This window comes from Streptomyces sp. ME02-8801-2C, assembly GCF_033793965.1.
Lineage (GTDB): Bacteria > Actinomycetota > Actinomycetes > Streptomycetales > Streptomycetaceae > Streptomyces.
Map to the genome: position 1 here is coordinate 540,513 of NZ_JARAXP010000003.1, position 22,398 is coordinate 562,910.

Genomic DNA, 22,398 nt, shown 5'->3' on the forward strand with positions numbered 1-22,398 from the left:
TCAGGTCACTTGGCGGGCGGCCCGCTCTGCTGGCCACGGGCCGGGCTCTTCTGGTTCTGATCGCTCTTCTCGTTCTTCTGATTCTTCCGGTTCTTCTGGTTCTTGTTGAACTCGGCGACATTGCGCTGGTGTTCTGCGTAGTCGGCCGTGAAGCGGGTGTCGCCGGGCTTGACGGTGACGAAGTACAGCCAGTCGCCCGGCGTCGGGTTGATGGCGGCCCGCATCGCCTCGTCACCGGGGTTGGCGATCGGCGTGGGCGGCAGACCCATGCGCAGGTAGGAGTTGTACGGGCTGTTCAACCGGGTATCGCCGGCGGTCGTTCTCAGCGTGGACCTGTTCAGCGCGTAGTTGATCGTGGAGTCCATCTGGAGCGGCATCCCGCGTTCGAGCCGGTTGAAGACGACCCGGGCCACCTTCCCCATGTCCTGCTTGCCGGCAGCCTCGGCCTGGACGATGCTCGCGATGGTGACGGCCTGATAGACGTTCATGGCGTTGCGCTGCGCCCCCGCGGTGACCGGCGGACCGCCGAACCGCTGGTTGGCGGTGTCGACCATGACCGACAGCAGGGATTCCGGCGTGGCCTTCTCCTTCAGCGGATAGGTCGCCGGGAAGAGATACCCCTCGGGGTTGCCCTCTGCGTCGCTCGGGAGTCTCAGCCGGGCCTTGGCGAGCGACTTCTTGGTACTCCCGGCCGGCAGGGCGAGGGCCTTGTCGACCGCCTCGTACACCTGGATGGAGCGCCAGCCCTCCGGGATGAGGAGGGAGGTCGGCCGGTGGTCCCCTTCGCTGTCGACGCTCAGCAGCGGCACCGCCACGGCGGTGGCCGCGACGACGGCTCCGGTCGCGATGAGGACGGCCCGGCCACGGCGCGTCAGGCGAATCGTGTTCCGTGACGGAGTGTTCATCTGCATGCGGGCACGGTAACCCGCAGAAGGTCACAAACCCGACATATCTTCATCTTTTTCGACCAGATACGTCACCCAGTCGGCTCCAGTTGGGCATCCCGGCGGACGAGAGCCGCGTAGCGCCCGTCCTGGCGCAGGAGTTCCTCGTGCGTGCCCCTCTCGGCCACGTGCCCGGAGTCCAGGACCACGATCTGGTCGGCACCCCGGATGGTGGACAGCCGGTGCGCGATGGTGAGCGTGGTGCGGTTGGCCGACAGGGCATCGATGGCCTCTTGGACGGCGTGTTCGGTGCCGGTGTCCAGGGCGCTGGTCGCCTCGTCGAGGATGAGGACGGGCGGGTCGCGCAGGATCGTACGGGCGATGGCGAGGCGCTGCTTCTCACCGCCGGAGAAGCGGTGGCCGCGTTCGCCGACGACGGTCTCGTAGCCGTCGGGCAGCGACGAGATGTGGTCGTGGATCTGGGCCGCGCGAGCCGCCGCGTGCAGTTCCTCGTCGGTGGCGTCCGGTTTGGCGAAGCGCAGGTTGTCGGCGACCGTGGCGTGGAAGAGGTACGTCTCCTGGGAGACGACGCCGACCGCGCGGGCGAGCGTGTCGAAGTCGAGGTCGCGGACGTCGACGCCGTCGATGGTGACCCGGCCGCCCGTCACGTCGTACAGCCGGGGCACGAGGTGGCCGAGCGTGGACTTGCCGGCGCCGGTCGGACCGACGATCGCCAGACTGCCGCCCGCGGGGACGGTGATGTCGACGCCGTCGAGGATCGGGCGGCTCTTGTCGTCGTAGCGGAACTCGACGTCCTCGAGGCGGACTTCGCCCTTGACCGTGTCGAGGTGGACCGGGTTCTTCGGCTCGGTGATGTCGATGGGCAGGTCGAGGTACTCGAAGATGCGCTGGAAGAGCGCGAGCGAGGCCTGGATCTGGACGCCGGTGCTCAGCAGGCTGACGGCGGGCCGGAACAGGCCCTGCTGGAGCGAGACGAAGGCGACGAGCGTGCCGATCGAGACGGACGGGCCGCCGAACTGGAGGGCGAGCCCCGCGGCCCAGTAGATGACGGCGGGCATGGCGGACATGACGATGCCGATGACGGCCATCCGCCAGCGGCCGGCCATGCTGGAGCGCACCTCGAGATCGACCAGGCTCTCGGACTCCGCGGCGAAGGACCGGGTGAGCGAGTCGGCGCGGCCCATCGTGCGGCCGAGCAGGATGCCGCTCACCGACAGCGACTCGGTGACCGTGGCGGCCATCGCGGCCATCTGCTTCTGGCGCTGGGTGGTGATCCGCTTGCGTTCGTTGCCTACGCGCCGGCTGATCCAGACGAACACGGGCAGCAGGAGCAGCGAGACGATGGTCAGCCGCCAGTCGAGGGCGACCATCGCGACGATCGTGGCGACGACGCTGGTGAAGTTGGAGACCAGCGAGGTCGCGGTGGAGGTGACGGTGGCCTGCATACCGCCGATGTCGTTGGCGATGCGGGACTGGACCTCGCCGGTACGGGTGCGGGTGAAGAAGGCGAGCGACATCATCTGCAGCCGGCCGTAGACGGCGGTGCGCAGGTCGTGCATGACGCGCTGGCCGACGGTCGTGGAGATCAGCGTCTGCAGCACACCGAGGACACCGCCGAGGACGGCGCTGACGATCATGCCGAGCGCGAGCAGGCTGAGCAGTCCGGTGCGGCCCTCGGGGATCGCGACGTCGAGGGTCTCCTTCAGCAGGAAGGGGGTGGCGACGGAGACGAGGGACGCCGCGGCCACCAGCAGGCCGACCACGGCGAGTCGGCCGCGGTAGGGGCGGAAGAGTTTCAGGATGCGGCGGGCCTGGTGCGGCTGGTCCACCGAGTCGGCGGAGGGCGTCCAGGCGGGTTGTTCGGGTTTCATGGGCTCCTTCGGGAGAACCGGTGATGATGACGACTGGCGGAGCTTAGCTCATAGTTACCTATGTTCACAATGAACTGCATCCTGATATTGTTCCCGTATGAGTTCCCCCGACGCCGACGGTCCGCTCGCCGACCAGTTGCTGAGCCTGACCCGCCGTCTGCACCGCATCCACAAGCACCACCTGGAACAGCGCGGAGTCGGCATCACCCCGGCCCAGTCACGGCTGCTGCGCACCCTCTCGCGCCACCTCCAGCACCACGGTTCGCCGCCGCGGATGGCCGATCTGGCGGAGGCACTGGAGGTGGTCCCCCGGGCGGTGACGACACTGGTGGACGCGCTGGAGACGAGCGGCAAGGTGCGCCGGGTGCCCGATCCCGACAACCGCCGGGTCATCCGGATCGAACTCACGGACGTCGGCCGTAAGGCGCTGGACGAGTTGCGTGGAGCGCGTCGCGCGGCGGCCGAGGAAGTCCTCGCGCCGCTGACGGACGAGCAGCGCGCGGTACTGGGCGGACTGCTGGACACGCTGATGGACGGCGCCGGCGGGCCGCCCGCGCGGCACTGCTGACAGAAAAACGGGCTGTGGGCCTCCTCCGGTGTGTCACCGGAGGAGGCCCACAGCCCGTCTGAGCGGCGCGGGTCAGCCCGCGGGCTCCTTGGTGTCGGACGCCTGGGCCGGGACCGCCGACTCCAGCGGCTCCTTCACCACGGCCACCTTTGCGCCCTCGTCGCCCTCGTCGTCCTCGTCGGAGATCACGATCTCCCGGTCCAGCACCTTCTTCGCGCGCTCCAGATCCAGCGCGCCCTCCCAGCGGGAGACGGCGAAGACGGCGACGCAGTTGCCGAGCAGGTTCGTGACGACGCGCATCGAGTCCATGATCCGGTCGACGCCCAGCAGCAGAGCGACCGCGCCGGCCGGGATGGCCCCGAGCGAGGAGGCGGTCGCGGACAGGGCGAGGAAGGCCGAACCGGGGATTCCCGCCATGCCCTTGCTGGTGAGCATGAGCACCAGAACCACGGTGATCTGCTGGCCGAGGCTGAGGTCCACGCCCACGGCCTGGGCGATGAACAGGGTGCCGATGGAGAGATAGAGCGACGCGCCGTCGAGGTTGAAGGAGTACCCCGTGGGCAGCACCAGACCCACGGCGTCGTCGCGGGCACCGGCCTTGCGCAGCTTCAGCATCACGCGCGGCATCACGGACTCGGTGGAGGCGGTGCCGAGCGCGAGGAGCATCTCCTCACGGATGTAGCGGAGGAACTTCCAGAGGCTGAGGCCGGTGACCATCCTGAGAGCGACGGCGAGCAGCGCGATGAACAGTGCGGCGGCCGCGTAGCAGAGGATGATCAGCTTGGCGTACGTCTCGATCACGCCGAGCCCGTACTGACCGATCAGCACCGCCATCGCGCCGAACACGGCGATCGGGGCGAGTCGCATGATGAAGCCGACGACCGCGAAGATGATCTCCTGGGCCTGCTCGATGGCGGGCAGCACCTTCGGCACCTTGGTGTGGCCGAGGTGGAGCAGCGCGGCGCCCACCAGGCAGGCCAGGATCAGCACCTGGAGGAGTTCGTTCTCGGCGAAGGCGCCGACGAAACTGGTGGGGATCGAGTTGACGATGAACTCGGTCGTCGAGGGCAGCGAGCCGCCGCCCGTCTTCGCGTCGATCGCCGAGGTGTCGAGCGTGGACGGATCGACGTTCATGCCCGAGCCGGGCTGGACGACGTTGGCGGCGAGCAGCCCGATGACCAGGGCGAGCGTGCTCGCCACCTCGAACCAGATCAGGGCCTTGAGCCCGATCCGGCCGAACGCCTTGAGATCTCCGGCCTTGGCGATGCCGACGACGACCACACAGAACACGAGCGGCGAGATGATCGTCTTGATGAGCCGGGTGAAACCGTCGCCGAGCGGTTTGAGATCCGTGGCCACGTCGGGCCAGAGCTTGCCGACGACGATGCCGAGCACAAGCGCGACAGCGACCTGCGCGAACAGTGAGGTACGCAGTATGCGTGCGACGCGTCGCGGCAGGGACGGTACGGACTGCGGCACGAGCACTCCTCCAGGGGGTTTCTGGGATGCGGAAAAGCACTTCCGCGTCGCACACACTATTGAGGACCTGTTCGCGCCGTCTGCAACTTGCGTATGACGGCCGTGTAAATCATCGGCCGCCCCCACAGCGCGCTCACAGCACTGTCAGCAGCGGTTCCGGTCCTCCGTCAGCACCCCCTGCACGGTCACCAGCGAACGGTCGTGGCATCCCGCCGAGCCGTGGAGCCGGTAGCGCTCGCTCGTTGTCCCGACGGCGTGGCGCTGGTCGCGCGGCACATTCGCCGTATACGTCGCGTCGCCCGCGTACGTGTCGTCGAGCCACGACCACGCCGTGCGCCGCCCGGCCGATGTCTCGGTGACGGCCGCCCGGTCGCCGAGCGTCAGCACGGTCCGCAGGCGGTCGCCCGCGCCGAGCGTGGTCGTGCCGTCCATGGTGTACGTCCGCTGCGTGCGCGTCGTTCTGGCCGGTCCGCGTCCGTCGACGGTGACGTTCTCGGCGTCCGTCCAGGTGGCGGTGAGGCCGTCGGTGTTCTCGCCGTCGGTCCAGCGGTGCACGGAGGTGTTGGCGAGGACGCGGCTGACGGTGGTGACGACCCTGCCGTGCGAGGTGTCCACATACCCGGCGACGGTGAGCCGGTGAGCGCCCTCGGTGTCGAGACGGTGCTGCTCGTCGGCCGAACCGGGTGTGTACGTCGAGGAGTTGGACAGGCCGCTCGCGTGGTGCGCGGTGAGGCCGCCGGCCACCCGGGCGCGCCCGGCGTCCTGCCAGACGAGGACGTTGACGGGGGTGTTCCAGCCGGCCTGCCCCTCCGGGACGCCGACGACGGAGACCCGCACATCATGCGGGCGGCCGTCGTTGAGAAGCCCGGCGAAGGGGGTCAGATCGTATTCGATGGGTTTGATGTCGAAGGCGCGCGGCCCCGGAACCACGTACCAGAGAAAGGGGTTGGACCAGCCGCCGGTCCAGACGGTCGGGAACGGGGCGGCGATTCCGGCCAGTTGTCCGTCGACCTTGATCTGCACCTCCCGGTACGGGCCGTCCGTGGCCTTGCAGGAGTAGGGAGCGGCGTCGGGGACGGTCAGGTACCAGTACTCCTCGCAGCCGCCGCCCGAACCGGTCGCGTACACCTCGGCGACGATCCGTTCGCTGTTGCGCGGAGTGGTGAGGGTGCCGTCGTGGAGGGTGAGAACGCGGTCGGGGGTGTTCTTCGCGACGGGTTTCCCCGCGTAGAACGTCAGGGTGACCCTGACGTCGAGAATGCCGGTGTAGGTGTCGTTGACAACGTTTCCGATGAGCATCTCGACGGGCTGGGGCCTGCTCAGGGTGTCGCTGTAGCGCGTGACGTCCTTCTCCACGGACCAGGCGATGCCGTCCGGAGAGGGCTGCGGAGTGGAGGTACGGAGGACTTCGACGCCGCCGATGTGAAGGTAGCCGAGCCGGTCGTACTGACGGCCCTTGACCTTGCCGTCCATCCGCAGCACGACCTTGCTCCAGCTCGCGCCGCATCCGCTCGGGGGCGTGTACGTGCCCTCGTAGGGCGTGAAGTCCTTGAACTGGGCCTCGGCGACGGTGACTTCGCAGGACGGGGTGCCGACGGGCCTGGTGACGGGCGGGGCGGCGGTGACCGGGTCGTGCCAGTCGGTGCCGAACTCGGCGGGCACGTCGACCGGCCGGGCAGCCCCCGCTGCCACTGCCGACTGGGCGGGGCCCGCCCCGAGGAGGGTGCTCGCCAGGAGGGTCGCTCCGGCAAGCATGGACATGATGATCCGGCTTCTCATGGCCGGTGTTCTACGGGCAGTCGGCCCCGCACGGCAATGAGGCGAACAACCGCCAATCGGGCCGAATCCACGCCTCTTGCCGGAAAACCGTTTGCCTTCGGCCACGCAGTGACGCGAACCTTTCACGGCCCGTTGTAGGCCTCCCGGCCTCTGGTAACCCCCACAGTCACCCCCGAAACCACCCCCTCATGCGAGATGCGAGCCACTGGGACGTCATGAAGATCCAAGACCTTCCGTACCCCGACCCTGGTGAGCCGGACGCGCGCTCGGGCCCCAGATTCCTGTACTGGCTCTTCCGCAACCAGCTCGGCGGTCAGATCACCTCTCTCGCCTGGGGACTGCTGCACTTCGTGGCCGTGTCCGGACTGCCGTTCGGCGTCGGGTTCGCCGTCCAGGCAGTCGTCGACCGCTCGGGCGGCCGGCTCGCCCTCGCGGGCGGGCTGATGGTGCTGTGCGGTGGGGCCATCGCGCTCGGCGACAGCATGCTGCACCGGGCCGCGGTCACCAACTGGATCACGGCCGCCGCCCGCGTCCAGCAGCTCCTCGCCCGCAGGACCGCCCAACTGGGCTCGGCCCTCACCCGTCGGGTCGCGGCCGGTGAGATCGTCGCCGTCTCCACCGGGGACGTGGAGAAGATCGGCTGGTTCGTCGAGGCCCTCTCCCGGTTCACCGCCGCCGCCCTCACTGTCGTCCTGGTCTGCGTCGGCCTGTACGTCTACCAGCCCGCCCTGGGCATCGTCGTCGCCGTGGGTGTCCCGGTCCTCGCGCTCGCCGTGCTGCCGCTGTTGCCCCGGGCCACCCGACGCGCCGACTTCCAGCGCGAGAAGGCGGGCCGTGCGACCGAACTGGCCTCGGACACCGTCGCGGGACTGCGGGTGCTGCGCGGCATCGGCGGCGAGGAACTCTTCCTCGACCGCTACCGCCGGGCCTCGCAGGAGGTGCGCCACGCGGCCGTGCGCAGCGCCCGTATGTGGGCACTGATCTCGGCGGTACAGGTGCTGCTGCCGGGTCTGCTGATGATCGCGGTCGTCTGGCACGGTGTGCACCTGGCCAGGCAGGGCCGGATCACCGTCGGCGAACTGGTCACCGTGTACAGCGCGGTCATGCTGCTGACGTATCCACTGCGGCACTTCGAGGAGATCGCCATGGCGTACTCCTTCTCCCGGCCCTCCGCGAAACGGGCCGCGCGGGTGCTGTCCTTGGAGCGGGCCACGGACACGGCGGGTTCACGCGAGGCCGTGGTGCCTGCCGGTGATCTGTACGACCCCTCGACCGGGTTGCTGGCACCCGCCGGGTGTCTGACCGCCGTGGTGTGCGGCGATCCCGACGCAGCGGGTCTGCTGGCGGAGCGGCTGGGCGGACACCCCTCCGAGAAGGGCACCTCGGCGCTCCTCGGTGGAGTGCCGCTCGACGAACTGCCGCTTGCCAGTACCCGCACGGCCGTCCTCGTCCAGGACAAGGACCCGGTGCTGCTCTCCGGTTCGCTGCGTGAGCTCCTCGACGTGCCCGCCTCGGGTGGGGTGAGCGCCGGCGCGGCATTGGCCGCCGCACAGTGCGGGGATGTGCTGGAGGCGCTCGTGCAGGGGTCGCTCGGCGCCGAGGATCCGCTGGACGCACGGATCACCGAGCGCGGACGGTCACTTTCGGGCGGGCAGCGCCAGCGACTGGCGCTGGCGCGGTCGCTGATCACGGACCCCGAGGTGCTGGTGCTCGACGAGCCGACGTCGGCTGTCGACTCGCACACCGAGGCCCGGATCGCGGACGGGGTAAGGGAGTTGCGCGCCGGCCGCACGACGGTCGTGTTCACCTCCTCACCGCTGCTCCTGGACCACGCGGACCGGGTGGTACTGGTCCACGAGGGCGAGGTCGCCGCGGTCGGTGTGCATCGCGAACTGGTGCACAAGGACCCGCGGTACCGGGCCGTGGTGACCCGGGAGACCGAGGACGAGACGGCCCTCGACCCCGACCTGGACGACCTCGGTGACATGGAAGAACTCGCAGAACTCAAGGAAATCGGAGAGACGGCATGATCGGCGTGGCGCCACCGGCGTACGATCCGGCGGCCCCGACCACGGCGAGCACCTTGCCGGTCGGCGCCTCCTCGACCGTTCGCGCCTACGTGGCCGAACTGTTCCGCAGGCACCGGCGTGCCTTCCTGCTCCTGGTCACCGTCAACACGGTCGCCGTGGTGGCCTCGATGGTCGGCCCGTACCTGTTGGGCGACCTCGTCGAGCGGGTCTCGGACGACGCCCGCGAACTCCATCTGGAGCTCACCGTCGGCCTGTTCGCCGCCGCGCTGGTCGTGCAGGCCGTGTTCGTACGGCAGGTGCGGCTGCGCGGTGCGATGCTCGGCGAGCGGATGCTGGCCGACCTGCGCGAGGACTTCCTCGTCCGGGCGGTCGGGCTGCCGCCGGGTGTTTTGGAGCGGGCCGGCACAGGTGATCTGCTTTCCCGCATCACGACCGACATCGACCGCCTCGCCAACGCGATGCGTGAGGCGGTTCCGCAGCTCGCCATCGGCGTGGTGTGGGCAGCTCTGCTGCTCGGCGGGCTCGTCGTCACGGCACCGCCGCTGGCACCGGCCCTGCTCCTCGCCGTGCCGCTGCTGGTGGTCGGCTGCCGTTGGTACTTCCGCCGCGCCCCCTCCGCCTACCGCTCGGAGGCCGCCGGTTACGCCGCTGTCGCCGCCGCGCTCGCGGAGAGCGTGGACGCCGGACGGACCATCGAGGCCCAACGGCTGGGTGAACGCCGGATCGCACTGTCGGACCAGCGGGTCAGGGAGTGGACTGCCTGGGAGCGCTACACGATGTGGCTGCGCTGCGTGCTCTTCCCGGTCATCAACGCCACCCATGTGACGGTGCTGTGCTCGGTGTTGATGGTCGGCGGGGTCTTCGTGCTCCACGGCTGGATCGACGTGGGCCAGCTGACCACCAGCGCGCTGCTCGCCCAGATGCTCGTCGACCCGGTGAACCTCATCCTGCGCTGGTACGACGAGCTCCAGGTCGCCCAGGTGTCGCTGGCCCGGCTCGTCGGGGTCCGGGACATCGAGCCGGCCGCGGGTGACCCCTCGCTGGCCCCGGACGGGAGGGACGTGCACGCGGACCGGGTGCACTTCGGCTACCGGGAGGGCGTGGACGTGCTGCGCGAGGTGTCCCTGGAGGTCGCGCCGGGCACCCGGCTGGCCCTGGTCGGCCCCTCGGGCGCGGGCAAGTCCACGCTGGGCAGACTGCTCGCCGGGATCTACGCGCCCCGCACCGGCCGTATCACCCTGGGCGGCGCCGAACTGTCGCAGATGCCGGCCGAGGAGGTGCGCTCGCACGTGGCGCTGGTCAACCAGGAGCACCACGTCTTCGTCGGCTCCCTGCGCGACAACCTGCTACTCGCCCGCACGGACGCCGGGGACGCCGAGCTGTGGGCGGCACTGGGCGCGGTCGACGCGGACGGCTGGGCCCGTGCGCTGGACGAGGGGCTGGACACCGAGGTCGGCTCGGGCGGGTTCGCGCTCACCCCGGCACAGGCCCAGCAGATCGCCCTGGCCCGGCTGGTCCTGGCCGACCCTCACACGCTGGTCCTGGACGAGGCGACCTCGCTCCTCGACCCCCGGGCGGCCCGCCACCTGGAACGGTCCCTCGCCCGGGTCCTGGACGGCCGTACGGTCGTCGCCATCGCCCACCGGTTGCACACGGCCCATGACGCGGACGTCATCGCCGTCGTGGAGAACGGCCGGATCAGCGAGCTCGGCAGCCACGACGAGCTGGTCGCGGCGGACGGGGCGTACGCGGCACTGTGGCGGTCGTGGCACGGGTGACACACCGGTGATCGGACAGCGGGGCGGGGCCTGGTCGGCCTCGTCCCGTTGCGCGGTCCCGTCGACGGGTGGAACGCTGGAGGCGGCTGCCCGCTCCTGTGGGCGGCGCCGGGGTCGGTCCGCACCCACCTGGAGGTACCCGTGGACAGTGACGAGGGATGGGGAGACGACGTCTACCAACCCGACGGATCCGAGGTCCAGGACGACGCGGGCCTCCTGGACGCCGAGGACACCCTGGTCACCGACGGGGTCGACGACCCTCTCGACCGTGGCTGGTCCCCTCCGGACCGGCCCTGGGCGGTGGAACGCACCGGTGTGACGGCGGCGGAGCGCAGACAGGGCGAGACCCTGGACCAACGCCTCGCGGAGGAGCTGCCGGACATCTCGGCATCGGACGGCGACGGCATCGGCGACTGCGCGGGCACGGACGGCGAGCCGCTGGACAACGAGGTGGGCGCCGCCCGCTCCGGCCGACTGGTAGCTCCCAACGAGGGTACGCACGAGGACGAGGAGAGCGGGCTGATCGCCACCGACGTGGGCATCGACGGCGCCGCGGCCTCCGCGGAGGAGGCCGCGATGCACATCGTCGACGAGGACGCCCTGTCCGGCTGACCGTCCCCCTGAAGCAAAGGCCTCGCGAGGCCTACGGTTCGACCAAGGAGTACGCGCATGCAGCAGGACAAGCAGCCGGCCTACCAACCGGTCGTCTTCCGGGACCGGGCCGCCGGATACGCCTTCCTGACCCGGTCCACCGCGACGAGCGAGCAGACCATCGAGTGGGACGACGGCGAGACGTACCCGGTCGTGGATGTGGAGATCTCCTCGGAGAGCCACCCGTTCTACACCGGCAAGGCCCGGACGGTGGACACCGAGGGCCGCGTCGCCGCCTTCGAACGGCGCTACGGCGGCGGGGACGTCCAGGGCTGAGCCGGCCGGAGCCGAGACGGCTGTCCCAGCAGTCGGCGTCAGATGAAGTTGAGCGCCGCCGCGCAGCCCACTCCGCCGAGCAGCATGAACGCCGGCATGAGCACCTTCAGCTCGACCCAGCTTCCGGCCCGGAACCGCAGGGCCTTCGGCGGTCCGACCGGGTACCAGCGCTTGCGGCCGATCGGGATGGGCCACAGGACCGGGCAGCCGGACACCGTCAACGCGTCCCCGATGTCGTGCACCAGCGCGCCCAGCACGATCGGCAGCCCGAGCCACAGATACTGCTGCCCCGGGTCGGTGAAAAGCCAGTCCGAGCCGTTGCCCGGCTTGTCCAGCACACCCGCCAGGATCCAGGCACTGGTCGCGGCCAGCAGCCAGACCAGGATGTCGGCGCTGGAGCCGCGGGTCGCCCGCCACAGCAGGCCTTCGATGGCGAGCACGATGTGCACGAAGAGGAGTGCCAGCACCGCCCAGCGGCCGCCGGTGATCGCGAGGGCTGAGGCGCCCGCACCGATCAGGACCGCCCACAGCCAGGTGTGCGTCAGCGTCCGGTGCCCGCCCGACCGGCGCGGGTCGCCCTGCTTCTTCGTCGCCTTGTAGACGGCGTAGGACAGCTTGTCGACGATCTCGCACAGTCCGCGTGAGATCGGTCCGAAGGCACGCGAGATCGTCGCCGCCTTGTGGTCGAGGTCCGGGGCGAGTGCGGCACCGGCGCAGATCAGGGCACCGACCAGGACTACCGGCCAGGGCATCGGCTTGCCCGCCGCGGCCGCGGCGGCTCCGACACCGAGCCAGGCAGCGGCCCCCGAGAGTGAGTGTGCTGGTCCCATCATGGCCGTTTTCCGCCCTATTCCTCGTACGCCGCTGTCCAGTTGACCGGGTGCGCTGACGCTCCGTCGGCGACACAGCGTAGCGGCCGTGATCTTCGGACGGGCATCCGATTCCCCCTTCACCTGGGATCGCAGGCAAGATGGGGTCGTGACCCTCATCGATCAGCTGCCGCAGACCGCAGACCCCGACGCCCTCTACGAAGCCTTCGAGTCGTGGGCCCAGGAGCGCGGTCTCACGCTCTACCCGCACCAGGAGGAGGCGCTGATCGAGGCTGTCTCCGGAGCGAACGTGATCGTGTCCACGCCCACCGGCTCCGGCAAGAGCATGATCGCGGCGGGTGCGCACTTCGCCGCGCTGGCCCGTGACGAGGTCACCTTCTACACGGCTCCGATCAAGGCGCTGGTCTCCGAGAAGTTCTTCGAGCTGTGCAAGATCTTCGGCACGGAGAACGTCGGCATGCTGACCGGCGACGCGTCCGTCAACTCCGATGCCCCCGTCATCTGCTGCACGGCCGAGGTGCTGGCGTCCATCGCGCTGCGCGACGGCAAGCAGGCGGATGTCGGCCAGGTGGTGATGGACGAGTTCCACTTCTACGCCGAGGCCGACCGCGGCTGGGCCTGGCAGATCCCCATCCTGGAGCTGCCTCAGGCGCAGTTCATCCTGATGTCGGCGACGCTGGGCGACGTCTCGATGTTCGAGAAGGACCTCACCCGCCGCACCGGCCGCCCCACCTCGGTGGTCCGCTCGGCGACCCGCCCGGTCCCCCTGTCGTACGAGTACAAGCTCACGCCCATGACCGAGACGCTGACGGAGCTGCTGGAGACGAGGCAGGCGCCCGTCTACATCGTGCACTTCACCCAGGCGCAGGCGGTGGAGCGGGCGCAGGCGCTGATGAGCATCAACATGTGCACGCGCGAGGAGAAGGACAAGATCGCCGACCTGATCGGCAACTTCCGCTTCACCACCAAGTTCGGCCAGAACCTGTCCCGTTACGTCCGGCACGGCATCGGCGTGCACCATGCCGGCATGCTTCCCAAGTACCGGCGGCTGGTCGAGAAGCTGGCCCAGGCGGGCCTGTTGAAGGTCATCTGCGGCACGGACACCCTCGGCGTCGGCGTCAACGTGCCCATCCGCACGGTCCTGTTCACGGCCCTGACGAAGTACGACGGCAATCGCGTACGGACCCTGCGGGCGCGGGAGTTCCACCAGATCGCCGGCCGGGCGGGCCGCGCGGGCTTCGACACGGCGGGCTTCGTCGTAGCACAGGCGCCCGAGCACGTCATCGAGAACGAGAAGTCGCTCGCCAAGGCCGGCGACGACCCGAAGAAGCGCCGCAAGGTGGTTCGCAAGAAGGCACCCGAGGGTTTTGTCGGCTGGTCCGACACCACCTTCGAGAAGCTGATCGCCTCCGATCCGGAGCCGCTGACCTCCCGCTTCCGGGTGACCCACACCATGCTGCTGTCGGTGATCGCGCGCCCCGGCAACGCGTTCGACGCGATGCGGCACCTGCTGGAGGACAACCACGAGCCGCGCAAGCAGCAGTTGCGGCACATCCGGCGTGCGATCGCCATCTACCGCTCGCTCCTGGACGGCGGTGTCGTCGAGAAGCTGGACGAGCCGGACGCGTCCGGACGCATCGTGCGTCTGACGGTGGATCTGCAGCAGGACTTCGCGCTGAACCAGCCCCTGTCCACTTTCGCGCTGGCCGCGTTCGAGCTCCTGGACCCGGAGTCCCCGTCGTACGCGCTGGACATGGTGTCGGTGGTCGAGTCCACGCTGGACGACCCGCGCCAGATTCTCGCGGCCCAGCAGAACAAGGCGCGCGGAGAGGCCGTCGCGTTGATGAAGGCGGACGGCGTCGAGTACGAGGAGCGCATGGAGCGCCTCCAGGACGTGTCGTACCCGAAGCCGTTGGAGGAACTGCTTTCCCACGCCTACAACACGTACCGCAAGAGCCACCCGTGGGTCGGCGATCATCCTCTGTCCCCCAAGTCCGTCATCCGTGACATGTACGAACGCGCCATGTCGTTCACCGAGTTGGTGTCCCACTACGAGCTGGCCCGCACCGAGGGCATCGTGCTGCGGTATCTCGCCGGCGCCTTCAAGGCCCTCGACCACACCGTCCCCGACGACCTCAAGTCCGAGGACCTGGAGGATCTGATCGCCTGGCTGGGCGAGATGGTGCGCCAGGTCGACTCCAGCCTCCTCGACGAGTGGGAGCAGCTCGCCAATCCGGAGGTGATGACCGCCGAGGAGGCCCAGGAGAAGGCCGACCAGGTCAAGCCGGTCACGGCCAACGCGCGTGCCTTCCGGGTCCTCGTCCGCAACGCCATGTTCCGCCGCGTCGAGCTCGCCGCGCTCGACCAGGTGAACGAGCTGGGCGAGCTGGACGCGGAGGCCGGCTGGGACGCGGACGCGTGGGGCGAGGCGATGGACAAGTACTGGGACGAGTACGAGGACCTCGGCACCGGCCCCGACGCCCGCGGCCCCCGGCTGCTGATGATCGAGGAGGAGCCGCAGAACAGGCTGTGGCGCGTCCGGCAGATCTTCGCCGACCCGAACGGGGATCACGACTGGGGCATCAGCGCGGAGGTCGACCTCGTGGCCTCCGACGCGGAGGGCCGTGCCGTGGTCAAGGTCACCGACGTCGGGCAGCTGTGAGCACAGGAGAATCACACCCATGACGAACGCAGCCGAACGACTCGTCGACCTGCTGGACCTGGAGCAGATCGAGGTCAACATCTTCCGGGGCCGAAGCCCCGAGGAATCCCTCCAGCGGGTCTTCGGCGGGCAGGTGGCCGGCCAGGCGCTGGTCGCCGCCGGTCGTACTACGGACGGCGAGCGTCCGGTGCACTCGCTGCACGCGTACTTTTTGCGCCCGGGCCGGCCGGGCGTGCCGATCGTGTACCAGGTCGAACGGGTCCGGGACGGCCGGTCGTTCACGACCCGGCGGGTCACGGCGGTGCAGCAGGGCCGCACGATCTTCAATCTCACCGCCTCCTTTCACAAGCCCGAGGAAGGCAGCGTCGAACATCAGCTGCCGCCGGCCCGGAAGGTCCCCGATCCGGAGTCCCTCCCGAACGTCGCCCAGGAGATCAAGGAGCATCTCGGCGCGCTGCCCGAGCACTTCGAGCGTATGGCGCGCCGTCAGCCCTTCGACATCCGCTATGTGGACCGATTGCTCTGGACCACCGAGGAGGTCCAGCAGTTGGAGCCGCGCAGTGCGGTGTGGATGCGCACGGTCGGCCCGCTGGGGGACGACCCGCTCGTCCACACCTGTGCGCTGACGTACGCCAGCGACATGACGCTGCTGGACGCCGTCCGACTCCCCGTGGAGCCCCTGTTCGGCCCGCGGACCTTCGACATGGCCTCGTTGGACCACGCCATGTGGTTTCACCGGCCGTTCCGCGCGGACGAGTGGTTCCTGTACGACCAGGAGTCGCCCATCGCCACGGGCGGGCGCGGTCTGGCCCGCGGCCGGATCTACGACGTCGAGGGCAGGCTGCTCGTCTCCGTCGTCCAGGAGGGGCTGTTCCGGAAGCTGGACTGAGGAGTCCTCGGGTTCAGACTCGCGCGGCGCGCCTGCGGTCCCGCGCGGGTCGTGTGTTTCTGGCACGCAGGCGGCTCAGCAGGCCGCGGGTTCGCTCGGGTGCCTCGAGTTGCTCGCGTGCCTCGGGTTGCGCGGACGTCCCGGGGCGGCTCTCCTGCTGCGGGGGCGCGGCTACGGCGTCCTCCTGCTCGAGTCCTTGGTAGCAGGACGGGGCCTGTTCCGACCTGGGGCGCGGAGCGGCCCTGTGGTCGCGGGCCTCGGCCAGGGTTTTGGTCAGGTCCGCCCGGAGCCAGCCGATCTCGTCCGGGTCGCCCGCCGTCATGATCCGTTCGGCCAGTCGGGCGGCAGGTGAGCCCGGCACTCCGTGGGCCGGCCGCTGCGGCCAAAAGCGGTTCAAGTGGGCACGTTCGTATGGGTCTTTGACGATGTCCGCGATCTGCGAGGGGTCGAGGAAGGATGCCACGACCCCTGCTCGCGCCCATGGATCGTCGGTCGGCCGGAGAAGGAATCCCAGTTGTCGTCCTCGCCAGTTGCGGGGCCTGAGGTCAAGTCCTGCCTCGAGTTGGTCCCGCAACCTCGGAGGCGTACGGCCGGTCAGCAGAGGAACGGTCTCCTTGGCTGCCGCGAACTGCCGTAGTTCGTCGGCGAGATACAGCCAGACCACCGCCCGGTAGCGGTTGAGATAGAAATTCACCGGCGTCACCAGTCCCAGCCGCGCCAGGCGCGTGAACCGGGTGGGAGCCACATCCATGAGCTTCGCGCCGTCCGCCGTGCCCACCGCTCGGACGCGTTCGCGCAGCGTTTCGGGAAACCGTCGGTCGTGGCGCAGTCGGTCGATCTCGTCTCGGCCGACGCGTCGGCCGCCTCCTCCTTCGTCCGGAACGGTCCGGACACACCCGAGATGTACTGCCAGGTCGAACTCACGGCGTTTGAGACCCAGTTCGCGTGCGGCACGGCTCATCGCGAGAGGCGCGCCGGGAGTGCCCGGTGTCCCGGGAGCCCCGGGGATGCGCAGCGTGCTGGTGGCCGGTGCGACGGCGGCGGTTCGGGCGGGTTGTGTGATGCCGGTGGCGGACATGGTCGGTCTCCCCCGTGGAGTGGATGGGCCCGCGCCGTGTGCGCCGGCCTCGGGAAAAACCGTAGCCGGTTCGGCGCCCGACGGTTCAGACCTGTGGATAACTCCCGCCGGGGCACCATTTACGCAGGTCAGGAGTCCGAAGTAGGAATGTGCTCGGGCTGCCTGGCATCCACGTCGAGGTGTTCGCCGACCCGGTTGACGAGCAGTGTCATCTCGTAGGCGATCTGGCCGATGTCGGCCTCCGCGGCCCCGAGCACGCACAGACAGCTACCGGTGCCTGCCGCCGTGACGAACAGCACCGCGTCGTCGAACTCGATCATTGTCTGGCGTACCCTGCCCGCGCCGAAGTGGCGTCCCGAGCCTTTCGCCAGGCTGTGCAGGCCCGAGGACACAGCGGCGAGATGCTCGGCATCCTCACGTCGGAGTCCTGTGCTGGCGCCTGTCACCAGTCCGTCGTTCGACAGGACCAGGGCGTGTCGTATGTGTTCGACACGCTCGGTCAGATCGTCCAGCAGCCAGCCAAGTCCTTGATTCTGAGCCATGTTTGTGATCTCCCCGTGCGGCAGGTCCTCCAAGCCGAAGGATCCGGTCAGTCAGCCTTCCCCACGGCCGCCCGCGGAGCAAGGAGGACAGGTTCATGGCGCGGAAGACGTCTTGTCGCTCAGCCGGGTACGTCGCGCATCAGCTCACCGAGTCGAGCAGCCGGGCGGTGTGCATCCGCCCGGCGTACTCGACCAGCCGGATCAGCACCTCCTTGCCCGAGTCCCGGTCGCGGGCATCGCAGAGCACCACCGGCGTGCCCGCGTCGAGATCCAGGGCCCGTGACACGTCCTGGGCTCCGTAGGAACGGGCGCCGGCAAAGCAGTTGACCGCCACCACGAACGGGATGTGCCGGTGCTCGAAGTAGTCCACCGCGGGGAAGCAGTCCTCCAGCCGCCGCGTATCCGCGAGGACGACGGCGCCGAGGGCACCCTGGGACAGTTCGTCCCACAGGAACCAGAAACGGTCCTGGCCCGGCGTGCCGAACAGGTACAGGGAGAGACCCGAGCGGATGGTGATGCGGCCGAAGTCCATGGCGACCGTCGTCGTGACCTTCTGGTCCACACCATCGGTGTCGTCCACCAACTGACCTGCCTCGCTCAGCAGTTCCTCGGTGCGCAGCGGCCTGATCTCACTGACCGCGCCCACCAGGGTGGTCTTGCCCACGCCGAATCCGCCGGCGACCAGAATCTTCAACGCCAGGGCCGACATTTCCTCGTCCGTGGCGTCGGAGTGCTCGGAGACCATCGATCACTTCTCTCTAAGGTGCCGGACAACTCGGCGTGGTCCGGGTGGTTGTGCGTCCTCGTCACAGCGCCCTCAGCCCTTCGATCACCTCTCGCAGAATGCGTTCGTCGGGTAGCTGCGCGGGCGGTACCGGCCGGCTGACGGTGACGCATCCCAGCTCCAGCAGGTCACCCAGCAACACCCTCACGACCCCTACGGGAAGGTCCGCGCCCGCCGAGAGTTCGGCGACGGACTGCGTCTCCGTGCGGCAGAGGTCGATCAGGGCCCGGTGCTCGGGTCCGAGTGCGGTGTCGTCGTCCATGGCGGGCGCGCCCGTGTCCAGCGTGACGAGCGCGATCAGGTCGAAGCGCACCCCCGTGGGGCCGGGTTTGGTACGTCCGCCCGTCATGGCGTACGGGCGGACGAGGGGCCCGGCCTCGTTGTCGTACCACTGGCTGCCCGGCTCCTGCGGGGTGCCTGTCGTGTCCTCGGTCATCTGTACGGACAGCCCTCTCGCCTCATCCGGCGGCGGGCGGGCGCGCCGCTGCTCGCGGCGCCGTGCGGAGATGCTCGCCCACTCGCTTCACCAGCCGTGCCATCTCGTATGCCACGAGACCTATGTCGGCGGTCACGGCGGTGAGCAGGGCGAGGCAGGAGCCGTCGCCCGCGGCGGCGACGAACAGGAAGCCGTCGTCCATCTCCACCATGGTCTGGCGCACGCCACCGGCGCCGAAGTGCCGTCCGGCGCCCTTGGCCAGGCTGTGGAAGCCGGAGGCGACGGCTGCGAGGTGCTCCGCGTCCTCACGCTGGAGATCGGTGGAGGCCCCCACCGCGAGTCCGTCGTTGGACAGCACCACGGCGTGCCGCACCTCGCTGACGCGCAGGACCAGGTCGTCCAGCAGCCAGTCGAGTTCGCCGGACCGCCGCTCGGCCCTCGTGCTCGGGTCCTTGATCATGAGCGGTCTCCTTCGCTGCTGTCTCTGCCGGTCTTGGCGCCCGGTCCGGCTCCGCGGCCGGGTGACCTGCCGCCGCCGCGCACCCAGCCGTCGTGGTAGGCCGCCATGCGGTCCCGTACGGCCTCGGGGGTGCGCTTGTCCTCGCTGCGGGAGTCCGGCGGGCGGGTCGGCTCCTCGGGGCGCTGTTCGCGCAGTTGGGGGGCGAGGTGCGCCTGCCTGACGCGTCGCGGGAGGTCGTCCGACTCCCCCTCGTCGCCGGCGTCGTCGGGCGGACGGTGCAGCCGCAGGGAGGTCACTCCCGGCGGCGGGTTTTCGTAGGCGGTCTCCGCCGACGCCTGCGCCGGGGCGACCAGCGCGGGGCGGTCCGCCGGTGCCTGGACCGGTTCCTGGGGCGGGGCGGCGGCAGCGGGCACGCGTGCGTATTCGCGTTCGACGGCTCGCTCCCGGTCCACCGCGGCACGGGGCGAACGGTCCGCCGCGCCGCTGTGCAGCAGTGCCTTGGGCAACAGCACGACCGCGGTGGTGCCGCCGTAGGGCGAGGTCCGCAGGTGCACCTTGATGTCGTGGCGGGCGGCGAGCCTGCTGACCACGAAGAGGCCGAGCCGGTCGCTGTCGAACAGGTCGAGCGCCTCGGACTGTTCGATGCGGCGATTGGCTTCGGCCAGGGTCTCCTTGCCCATCCCGAGTCCCCGGTCCTCCACCTCCACGGCATAGCCGTTGCCGACCGGCTCACCGGTGATGCGCACCCTGGTGTGCGGGGGTGAGAACTGGGCGGCGTTCTCGACGATCTCCGCCAGGAGATGTGTGAGGTCGGCGACCGCCGTGCCCTCGACCGATGCCTCGGGGAACTGACGTACCTCCACGCGCGCGTAGTCCTCGACTTCGGAGACGGCGGCTCGGACCACGTTCGTCAGGGAGACCGGCATGCGCCAGGCGCGACCGGGTGCCGCTCCGGAAAGGATGATCAGGCTCTCCGCGTGACGCCGCATGCGGGTGGTGAGGTGGTCGAGCCGGAACAGGTCGGAGAGTTCGTTCGGGTCGTCGGACCTGCGCTCCATGCTGTCGAGGAGGCTCAGTTGGCGGTGTACGAGGACCTGGCTGCGGCGCGCGAGGTTGACGAAGACCCCGGAGATGCCGCTGGCCAGTTCCGCGCGTTCCACTGCGGCGCGCAGGGCGGCGCGGTGCACCGTGCCCAGTGCCTCCGCGACCTGTTCGGTCTCGTCCTCGGCGGGTGGTCCGGGAGGCGCCTCGGCCCGGATGTCGATCTCCTCTCCCGCTCGCAGCTTCAGCATGGCCTGCGGAAGCTTGTGGCGGGCGATCTCCAGGGCGCTGTTGCGCAGGCTCACCAGCTCGACGACGAGGCCGCGTCCGATGCGTACGGAGATCACCAGGGAGGCGGCGACGGCGGCGAGGCCGAACAGCACGGCCGCGCCGGCCGGGGTGAGCAGGCCTCGGGTGAAGGGGTCGGCCCGGTCCGCGACGTCATGGCCCGCGTCCGCCTCGATGGCCCGCATGCCGCCCTGCACGCGGGTGCGTGCTTTGGTCCAGGTGGATTCGGGCGCGCCGGTGATCGCCCTGACGCCCGGCCGGGTGCCAAGAACCTTGTCCTCGACGGCGGCCAGAGTGGCGTACGCGCTGTCCGCCGCGAGTTTTCGCCAGGTCACTCGTTCCGGGCCGCGCAGGTCCGAGGCGGTGGCTTCGAGGAGGGTGCGGCGGGTGTCGACGGCCCCGGTGAACAGCCTCAGCCGCTGGCCGTCGAGGCGCCCCGCGAGCCGCGCCCCGGCGAGGACGGCGTCCTCCTGGGCCAATGCCTCTCCCGCACGGGAGAATTCGAGCAGCACGCGCGCGTCGGAGCCCACTTCGGCGTCCTGGATGCCGGTGAGCGCGCCGCGCACGGCGAAGGCCGCCGAGATGGCGCTGGTGTACCGCGCGTACGTCTCGGACCATCCCGTACGGCGTTCGAGGACCGAGACACGCAGAGTGCGCAGCTCTTCGACACCGGCGACGAAGGTCTCCAGGCGGTCGGCCACTCCTGCGGGCAGCTCCTCGCCGTCGGCCACGGTGTTGCGGTCGCCGAGCCGCAGCTTCGCGACGGTCCGGTCGGTGCGCTCGCCGAGTGCCTTGAGGTCTTCCGCCGGGACCGCGTTCGGACTGGTCGCCCGGCGTACGGCGGCCACGCGTTCGGCCTGGAGCGCGGCGACGGCGGCGGCGACCGGGGCACGTACCTGCGAGTCGACGCGCTGCAACTGCCGCAGCCGGGCGACGTCCTGGGCCGTGGTGACGGTGGCGTACGCCCACAGGGCGAGCAGCGAGACGACCGGCACCATCAGCAGACAGACGATCTTGGCACGGACGGTTCCCGGTCGCAGGCGCCAGCGTCCCGCGCGCGTGGGTATCTCGTCCGACAGGGCTCCGGGGAACTCTTCGGAGCCCTCGTCGGCCGGCGGGCCTGCGTGCGCGCGGCGTCCGCGCACCGGGGGCGAAGGCGTCGTCCCGGGGGCGGCTGGGGTTGTCCTACGGGGTGTACGCATGGCCTCCTCGCTCAGGGTGGGTTCGGGTCCGGTCACGCGGGCCGCGCAGGGCCGTGCGTGCTCTGGCGGGCAGTGACGCTCTCGACCGGTCGCTGGGCGGACGCGGATGCCTCGCGTTCGCCGGCCGTCGGCGACAGCGCGACGAACGCGGAGGTCAGGAAGAGGTAGGACCCGAGGCCGACGGCGAGGGGGAAGATGAACTGCATCGCCGTGGCCCCGGGCAGCACCTCACCGGAGGGCGCGACGTCCACGTGTACGGCGAACATCGCGGTGTAGTGCATGCTGCTGACGGCCGCCCCCATCACGAGTGAGGCGACCGTCACCGCGATGGGCGACTTGATGTTCAGCGCCGCCCACAGGGCAGCGGTGGCCGCGACGACCGCGATCACCACGGAGAGCGCGACGCGCACCGGGTCGTAGGTCACGTCGCCGTGCAGCCGTACCGCGGCCATGCCGAGGTAGTGCATGCTCGCCACGCCCAGCCCGGTGGTGAGCCCACCGACGAACAGCGCGCGGGCACGGTCGCGCCCGTAGCCGACGGCGAACACTCCGGCGGAGACGACGGCCATGGCGACGAGGAGGCTGAGGATGGTCAGCGGCACGTCGTAGCGGATGTCGGTGCCGCCGACGCTGAAGCCGAGCATGGCCACGAAGTGCATGGTCCAGATGCCGGTGCCGAGCGCGGAGGCCGCGGTGAGGAGCCAGTTGCGGCGCGAGCGCCCGGTCGCGCCGAGCGCACGGACCGTGCAGCGCAGCCCGAGGGCGGCGCCTATGCAGGCCATCACGTATGACAGTACGGGGGTCAGCCAGCCGAAGGCGGCGTGGTCCAGGTGTCCCATGACCACGGGA

Annotated in this window: 19 protein-coding genes; 7 read left to right on the forward strand and 12 right to left on the reverse strand. The window is 70.0% G+C overall.

Features of this window, described 5'->3' with window-relative positions; translation table 11 throughout:
- Window positions 1-5: 5 nt before the first annotated feature.
- Together mltG and PV396_RS11465 are read right to left on the reverse strand one after the other, a co-directional pair.
- Window positions 6-911 (reverse strand): endolytic transglycosylase MltG, encoded by a 906-nt coding sequence (mltG, locus tag PV396_RS11460; RefSeq protein ID WP_319203276.1) that lies wholly within the window; start codon window positions 909-911, stop codon window positions 6-8.
- A gap of 65 nt (window positions 912-976) precedes the next feature.
- The gene (locus tag PV396_RS11465) at window positions 977-2,776 is read right to left on the reverse strand and encodes an ABC transporter ATP-binding protein (protein WP_319203278.1); all 1,800 of its coding nucleotides are present in this window, start codon (window positions 2,774-2,776) and stop codon (window positions 977-979) included.
- Between the two features lie 97 nt (window positions 2,777-2,873).
- Between PV396_RS11465 and PV396_RS11470 the strand changes: the two genes are divergently transcribed.
- Window positions 2,874-3,344 (forward strand): MarR family transcriptional regulator, encoded by a 471-nt coding sequence (locus PV396_RS11470; protein ID WP_319203280.1) that lies wholly within the window; start codon window positions 2,874-2,876, stop codon window positions 3,342-3,344.
- Window positions 3,345-3,416: 72 nt separating this feature from the next.
- On the opposite strand, the gene PV396_RS11475 is transcribed toward PV396_RS11470, so the two are convergent.
- Window positions 3,417-4,823, reverse strand: a complete 1,407-nt coding sequence (locus PV396_RS11475; RefSeq protein WP_319203282.1) for a cation:dicarboxylate symporter family transporter — start codon at window positions 4,821-4,823, stop codon at window positions 3,417-3,419.
- Between the two features lie 144 nt (window positions 4,824-4,967).
- On the reverse strand, window positions 4,968-6,602 hold the full coding sequence (locus tag PV396_RS11480) for a peptide-N4-asparagine amidase (RefSeq protein ID WP_319203284.1): 1,635 nt from the start codon (window positions 6,600-6,602) through the stop codon (window positions 4,968-4,970).
- A gap of 215 nt (window positions 6,603-6,817) precedes the next feature.
- Between PV396_RS11480 and PV396_RS11485 the strand changes: the two genes are divergently transcribed.
- The 4 genes from PV396_RS11485 (at window position 6,818) to PV396_RS11500 (ending at window position 11,337) form a co-directional block, all read left to right on the forward strand.
- Window positions 6,818-8,632: an ABC transporter ATP-binding protein gene (locus PV396_RS11485; RefSeq protein WP_319204072.1), complete on the forward strand. Its 1,815-nt coding sequence runs from the start codon at window positions 6,818-6,820 to the stop codon at window positions 8,630-8,632.
- Complete coding sequence (locus PV396_RS11490; protein ID WP_319203286.1) at window positions 8,629-10,410, forward strand: ABC transporter ATP-binding protein; 1,782 nt, start codon at window positions 8,629-8,631, stop codon at window positions 10,408-10,410. Before PV396_RS11485 ends, PV396_RS11490 begins: the two co-directional genes overlap by 4 nt.
- A 141-nt stretch (window positions 10,411-10,551) precedes the next feature.
- Window positions 10,552-11,022 (forward strand): DUF5709 domain-containing protein, encoded by a 471-nt coding sequence (locus PV396_RS11495; RefSeq protein WP_319203288.1) that lies wholly within the window; start codon window positions 10,552-10,554, stop codon window positions 11,020-11,022.
- A 57-nt stretch (window positions 11,023-11,079) separates the two neighbouring features.
- The gene (locus PV396_RS11500; protein ID WP_319203290.1) at window positions 11,080-11,337 is read left to right on the forward strand and encodes a type B 50S ribosomal protein L31; all 258 of its coding nucleotides are present in this window, start codon (window positions 11,080-11,082) and stop codon (window positions 11,335-11,337) included.
- Between the two features lie 38 nt (window positions 11,338-11,375).
- On the opposite strand, the gene PV396_RS11505 is transcribed toward PV396_RS11500, so the two are convergent.
- A complete protein-coding gene (locus PV396_RS11505) occupies window positions 11,376-12,170 on the reverse strand; it encodes a metal-dependent hydrolase (protein ID WP_319203292.1) in 795 nt (264 codons plus the stop codon).
- A 145-nt stretch (window positions 12,171-12,315) separates the two neighbouring features.
- On the opposite strand from PV396_RS11505, the gene PV396_RS11510 reads away from it, so the two are divergent.
- Both PV396_RS11510 and PV396_RS11515 read left to right on the forward strand, forming a co-directional pair.
- Entirely contained in the window at window positions 12,316-14,829 is a 2,514-nt protein-coding gene (locus tag PV396_RS11510) for a DEAD/DEAH box helicase (protein ID WP_319203294.1), read from the forward strand.
- A gap of 19 nt (window positions 14,830-14,848) precedes the next feature.
- Complete coding sequence (locus PV396_RS11515) at window positions 14,849-15,718, forward strand: acyl-CoA thioesterase II (protein ID WP_319203296.1); 870 nt, start codon at window positions 14,849-14,851, stop codon at window positions 15,716-15,718.
- 13 nt (window positions 15,719-15,731) lie between these two features.
- Here the strand turns inward: PV396_RS11515 and PV396_RS11520 are convergent, their stop codons facing one another.
- The 7 genes from PV396_RS11520 to PV396_RS11550 form a co-directional block, all read right to left on the reverse strand.
- The gene (locus PV396_RS11520) at window positions 15,732-16,796 is read right to left on the reverse strand and encodes a DUF6397 family protein (RefSeq protein ID WP_416071378.1); all 1,065 of its coding nucleotides are present in this window, start codon (window positions 16,794-16,796) and stop codon (window positions 15,732-15,734) included.
- A 128-nt stretch (window positions 16,797-16,924) separates the two neighbouring features.
- Window positions 16,925-17,338: a roadblock/LC7 domain-containing protein gene (locus tag PV396_RS11525; RefSeq protein WP_319203298.1), complete on the reverse strand. Its 414-nt coding sequence runs from the start codon at window positions 17,336-17,338 to the stop codon at window positions 16,925-16,927.
- A gap of 139 nt (window positions 17,339-17,477) precedes the next feature.
- The gene (locus tag PV396_RS11530) at window positions 17,478-18,083 is read right to left on the reverse strand and encodes an ATP/GTP-binding protein (RefSeq protein ID WP_319203300.1); all 606 of its coding nucleotides are present in this window, start codon (window positions 18,081-18,083) and stop codon (window positions 17,478-17,480) included.
- A gap of 61 nt (window positions 18,084-18,144) precedes the next feature.
- Entirely contained in the window at window positions 18,145-18,558 is a 414-nt protein-coding gene (locus PV396_RS11535) for a DUF742 domain-containing protein (RefSeq protein WP_319203302.1), read from the reverse strand.
- Window positions 18,559-18,580: 22 nt separating this feature from the next.
- Complete coding sequence (locus PV396_RS11540; RefSeq protein ID WP_319203304.1) at window positions 18,581-19,018, reverse strand: roadblock/LC7 domain-containing protein; 438 nt, start codon at window positions 19,016-19,018, stop codon at window positions 18,581-18,583.
- The gene (locus PV396_RS11545) at window positions 19,015-21,549 is read right to left on the reverse strand and encodes a nitrate- and nitrite sensing domain-containing protein (RefSeq protein ID WP_319203306.1); all 2,535 of its coding nucleotides are present in this window, start codon (window positions 21,547-21,549) and stop codon (window positions 19,015-19,017) included. Before PV396_RS11545 ends, PV396_RS11540 begins: the two co-directional genes overlap by 4 nt.
- A 32-nt stretch (window positions 21,550-21,581) precedes the next feature.
- Window positions 21,582-22,388: an MHYT domain-containing protein gene (locus tag PV396_RS11550; RefSeq protein WP_319203308.1), complete on the reverse strand. Its 807-nt coding sequence runs from the start codon at window positions 22,386-22,388 to the stop codon at window positions 21,582-21,584.
- Window positions 22,389-22,398 lie beyond the last annotated feature (10 nt).

Coding starts and splice junctions, on each gene's coding strand:
- mltG (WP_319203276.1), bottom strand. CDS start 911: ATGCAGATGAACACTCCGTCACGGAACACGATTCGCCTGACGCGCCGT.
- PV396_RS11465 (WP_319203278.1), bottom strand. CDS start 2,776: ATGAAACCCGAACAACCCGCCTGGACGCCCTCCGCCGACTCGGTGGAC.
- PV396_RS11470 (WP_319203280.1), top strand. CDS start 2,874: ATGAGTTCCCCCGACGCCGACGGTCCGCTCGCCGACCAGTTGCTGAGC.
- PV396_RS11480 (WP_319203284.1), bottom strand. CDS start 6,602: ATGAGAAGCCGGATCATCATGTCCATGCTTGCCGGAGCGACCCTCCTG.
- PV396_RS11485 (WP_319204072.1), top strand. CDS start 6,818: ATGAAGATCCAAGACCTTCCGTACCCCGACCCTGGTGAGCCGGACGCG.
- PV396_RS11490 (WP_319203286.1), top strand. CDS start 8,629: ATGATCGGCGTGGCGCCACCGGCGTACGATCCGGCGGCCCCGACCACG.
- PV396_RS11500 (WP_319203290.1), top strand. CDS start 11,080: ATGCAGCAGGACAAGCAGCCGGCCTACCAACCGGTCGTCTTCCGGGAC.
- PV396_RS11505 (WP_319203292.1), bottom strand. CDS start 12,170: ATGATGGGACCAGCACACTCACTCTCGGGGGCCGCTGCCTGGCTCGGT.
- PV396_RS11515 (WP_319203296.1), top strand. CDS start 14,849: ATGACGAACGCAGCCGAACGACTCGTCGACCTGCTGGACCTGGAGCAG.
- PV396_RS11520 (WP_416071378.1), bottom strand. CDS start 16,796: ATGTCCGCCACCGGCATCACACAACCCGCCCGAACCGCCGCCGTCGCA.
- PV396_RS11525 (WP_319203298.1), bottom strand. CDS start 17,338: ATGGCTCAGAATCAAGGACTTGGCTGGCTGCTGGACGATCTGACCGAG.
- PV396_RS11530 (WP_319203300.1), bottom strand. CDS start 18,083: ATGGTCTCCGAGCACTCCGACGCCACGGACGAGGAAATGTCGGCCCTG.
- PV396_RS11535 (WP_319203302.1), bottom strand. CDS start 18,558: ATGACCGAGGACACGACAGGCACCCCGCAGGAGCCGGGCAGCCAGTGG.
- PV396_RS11540 (WP_319203304.1), bottom strand. CDS start 19,018: ATGATCAAGGACCCGAGCACGAGGGCCGAGCGGCGGTCCGGCGAACTC.
- PV396_RS11545 (WP_319203306.1), bottom strand. CDS start 21,549: ATGCGTACACCCCGTAGGACAACCCCAGCCGCCCCCGGGACGACGCCT.
- PV396_RS11550 (WP_319203308.1), bottom strand. CDS start 22,388: ATGGGACACCTGGACCACGCCGCCTTCGGCTGGCTGACCCCCGTACTG.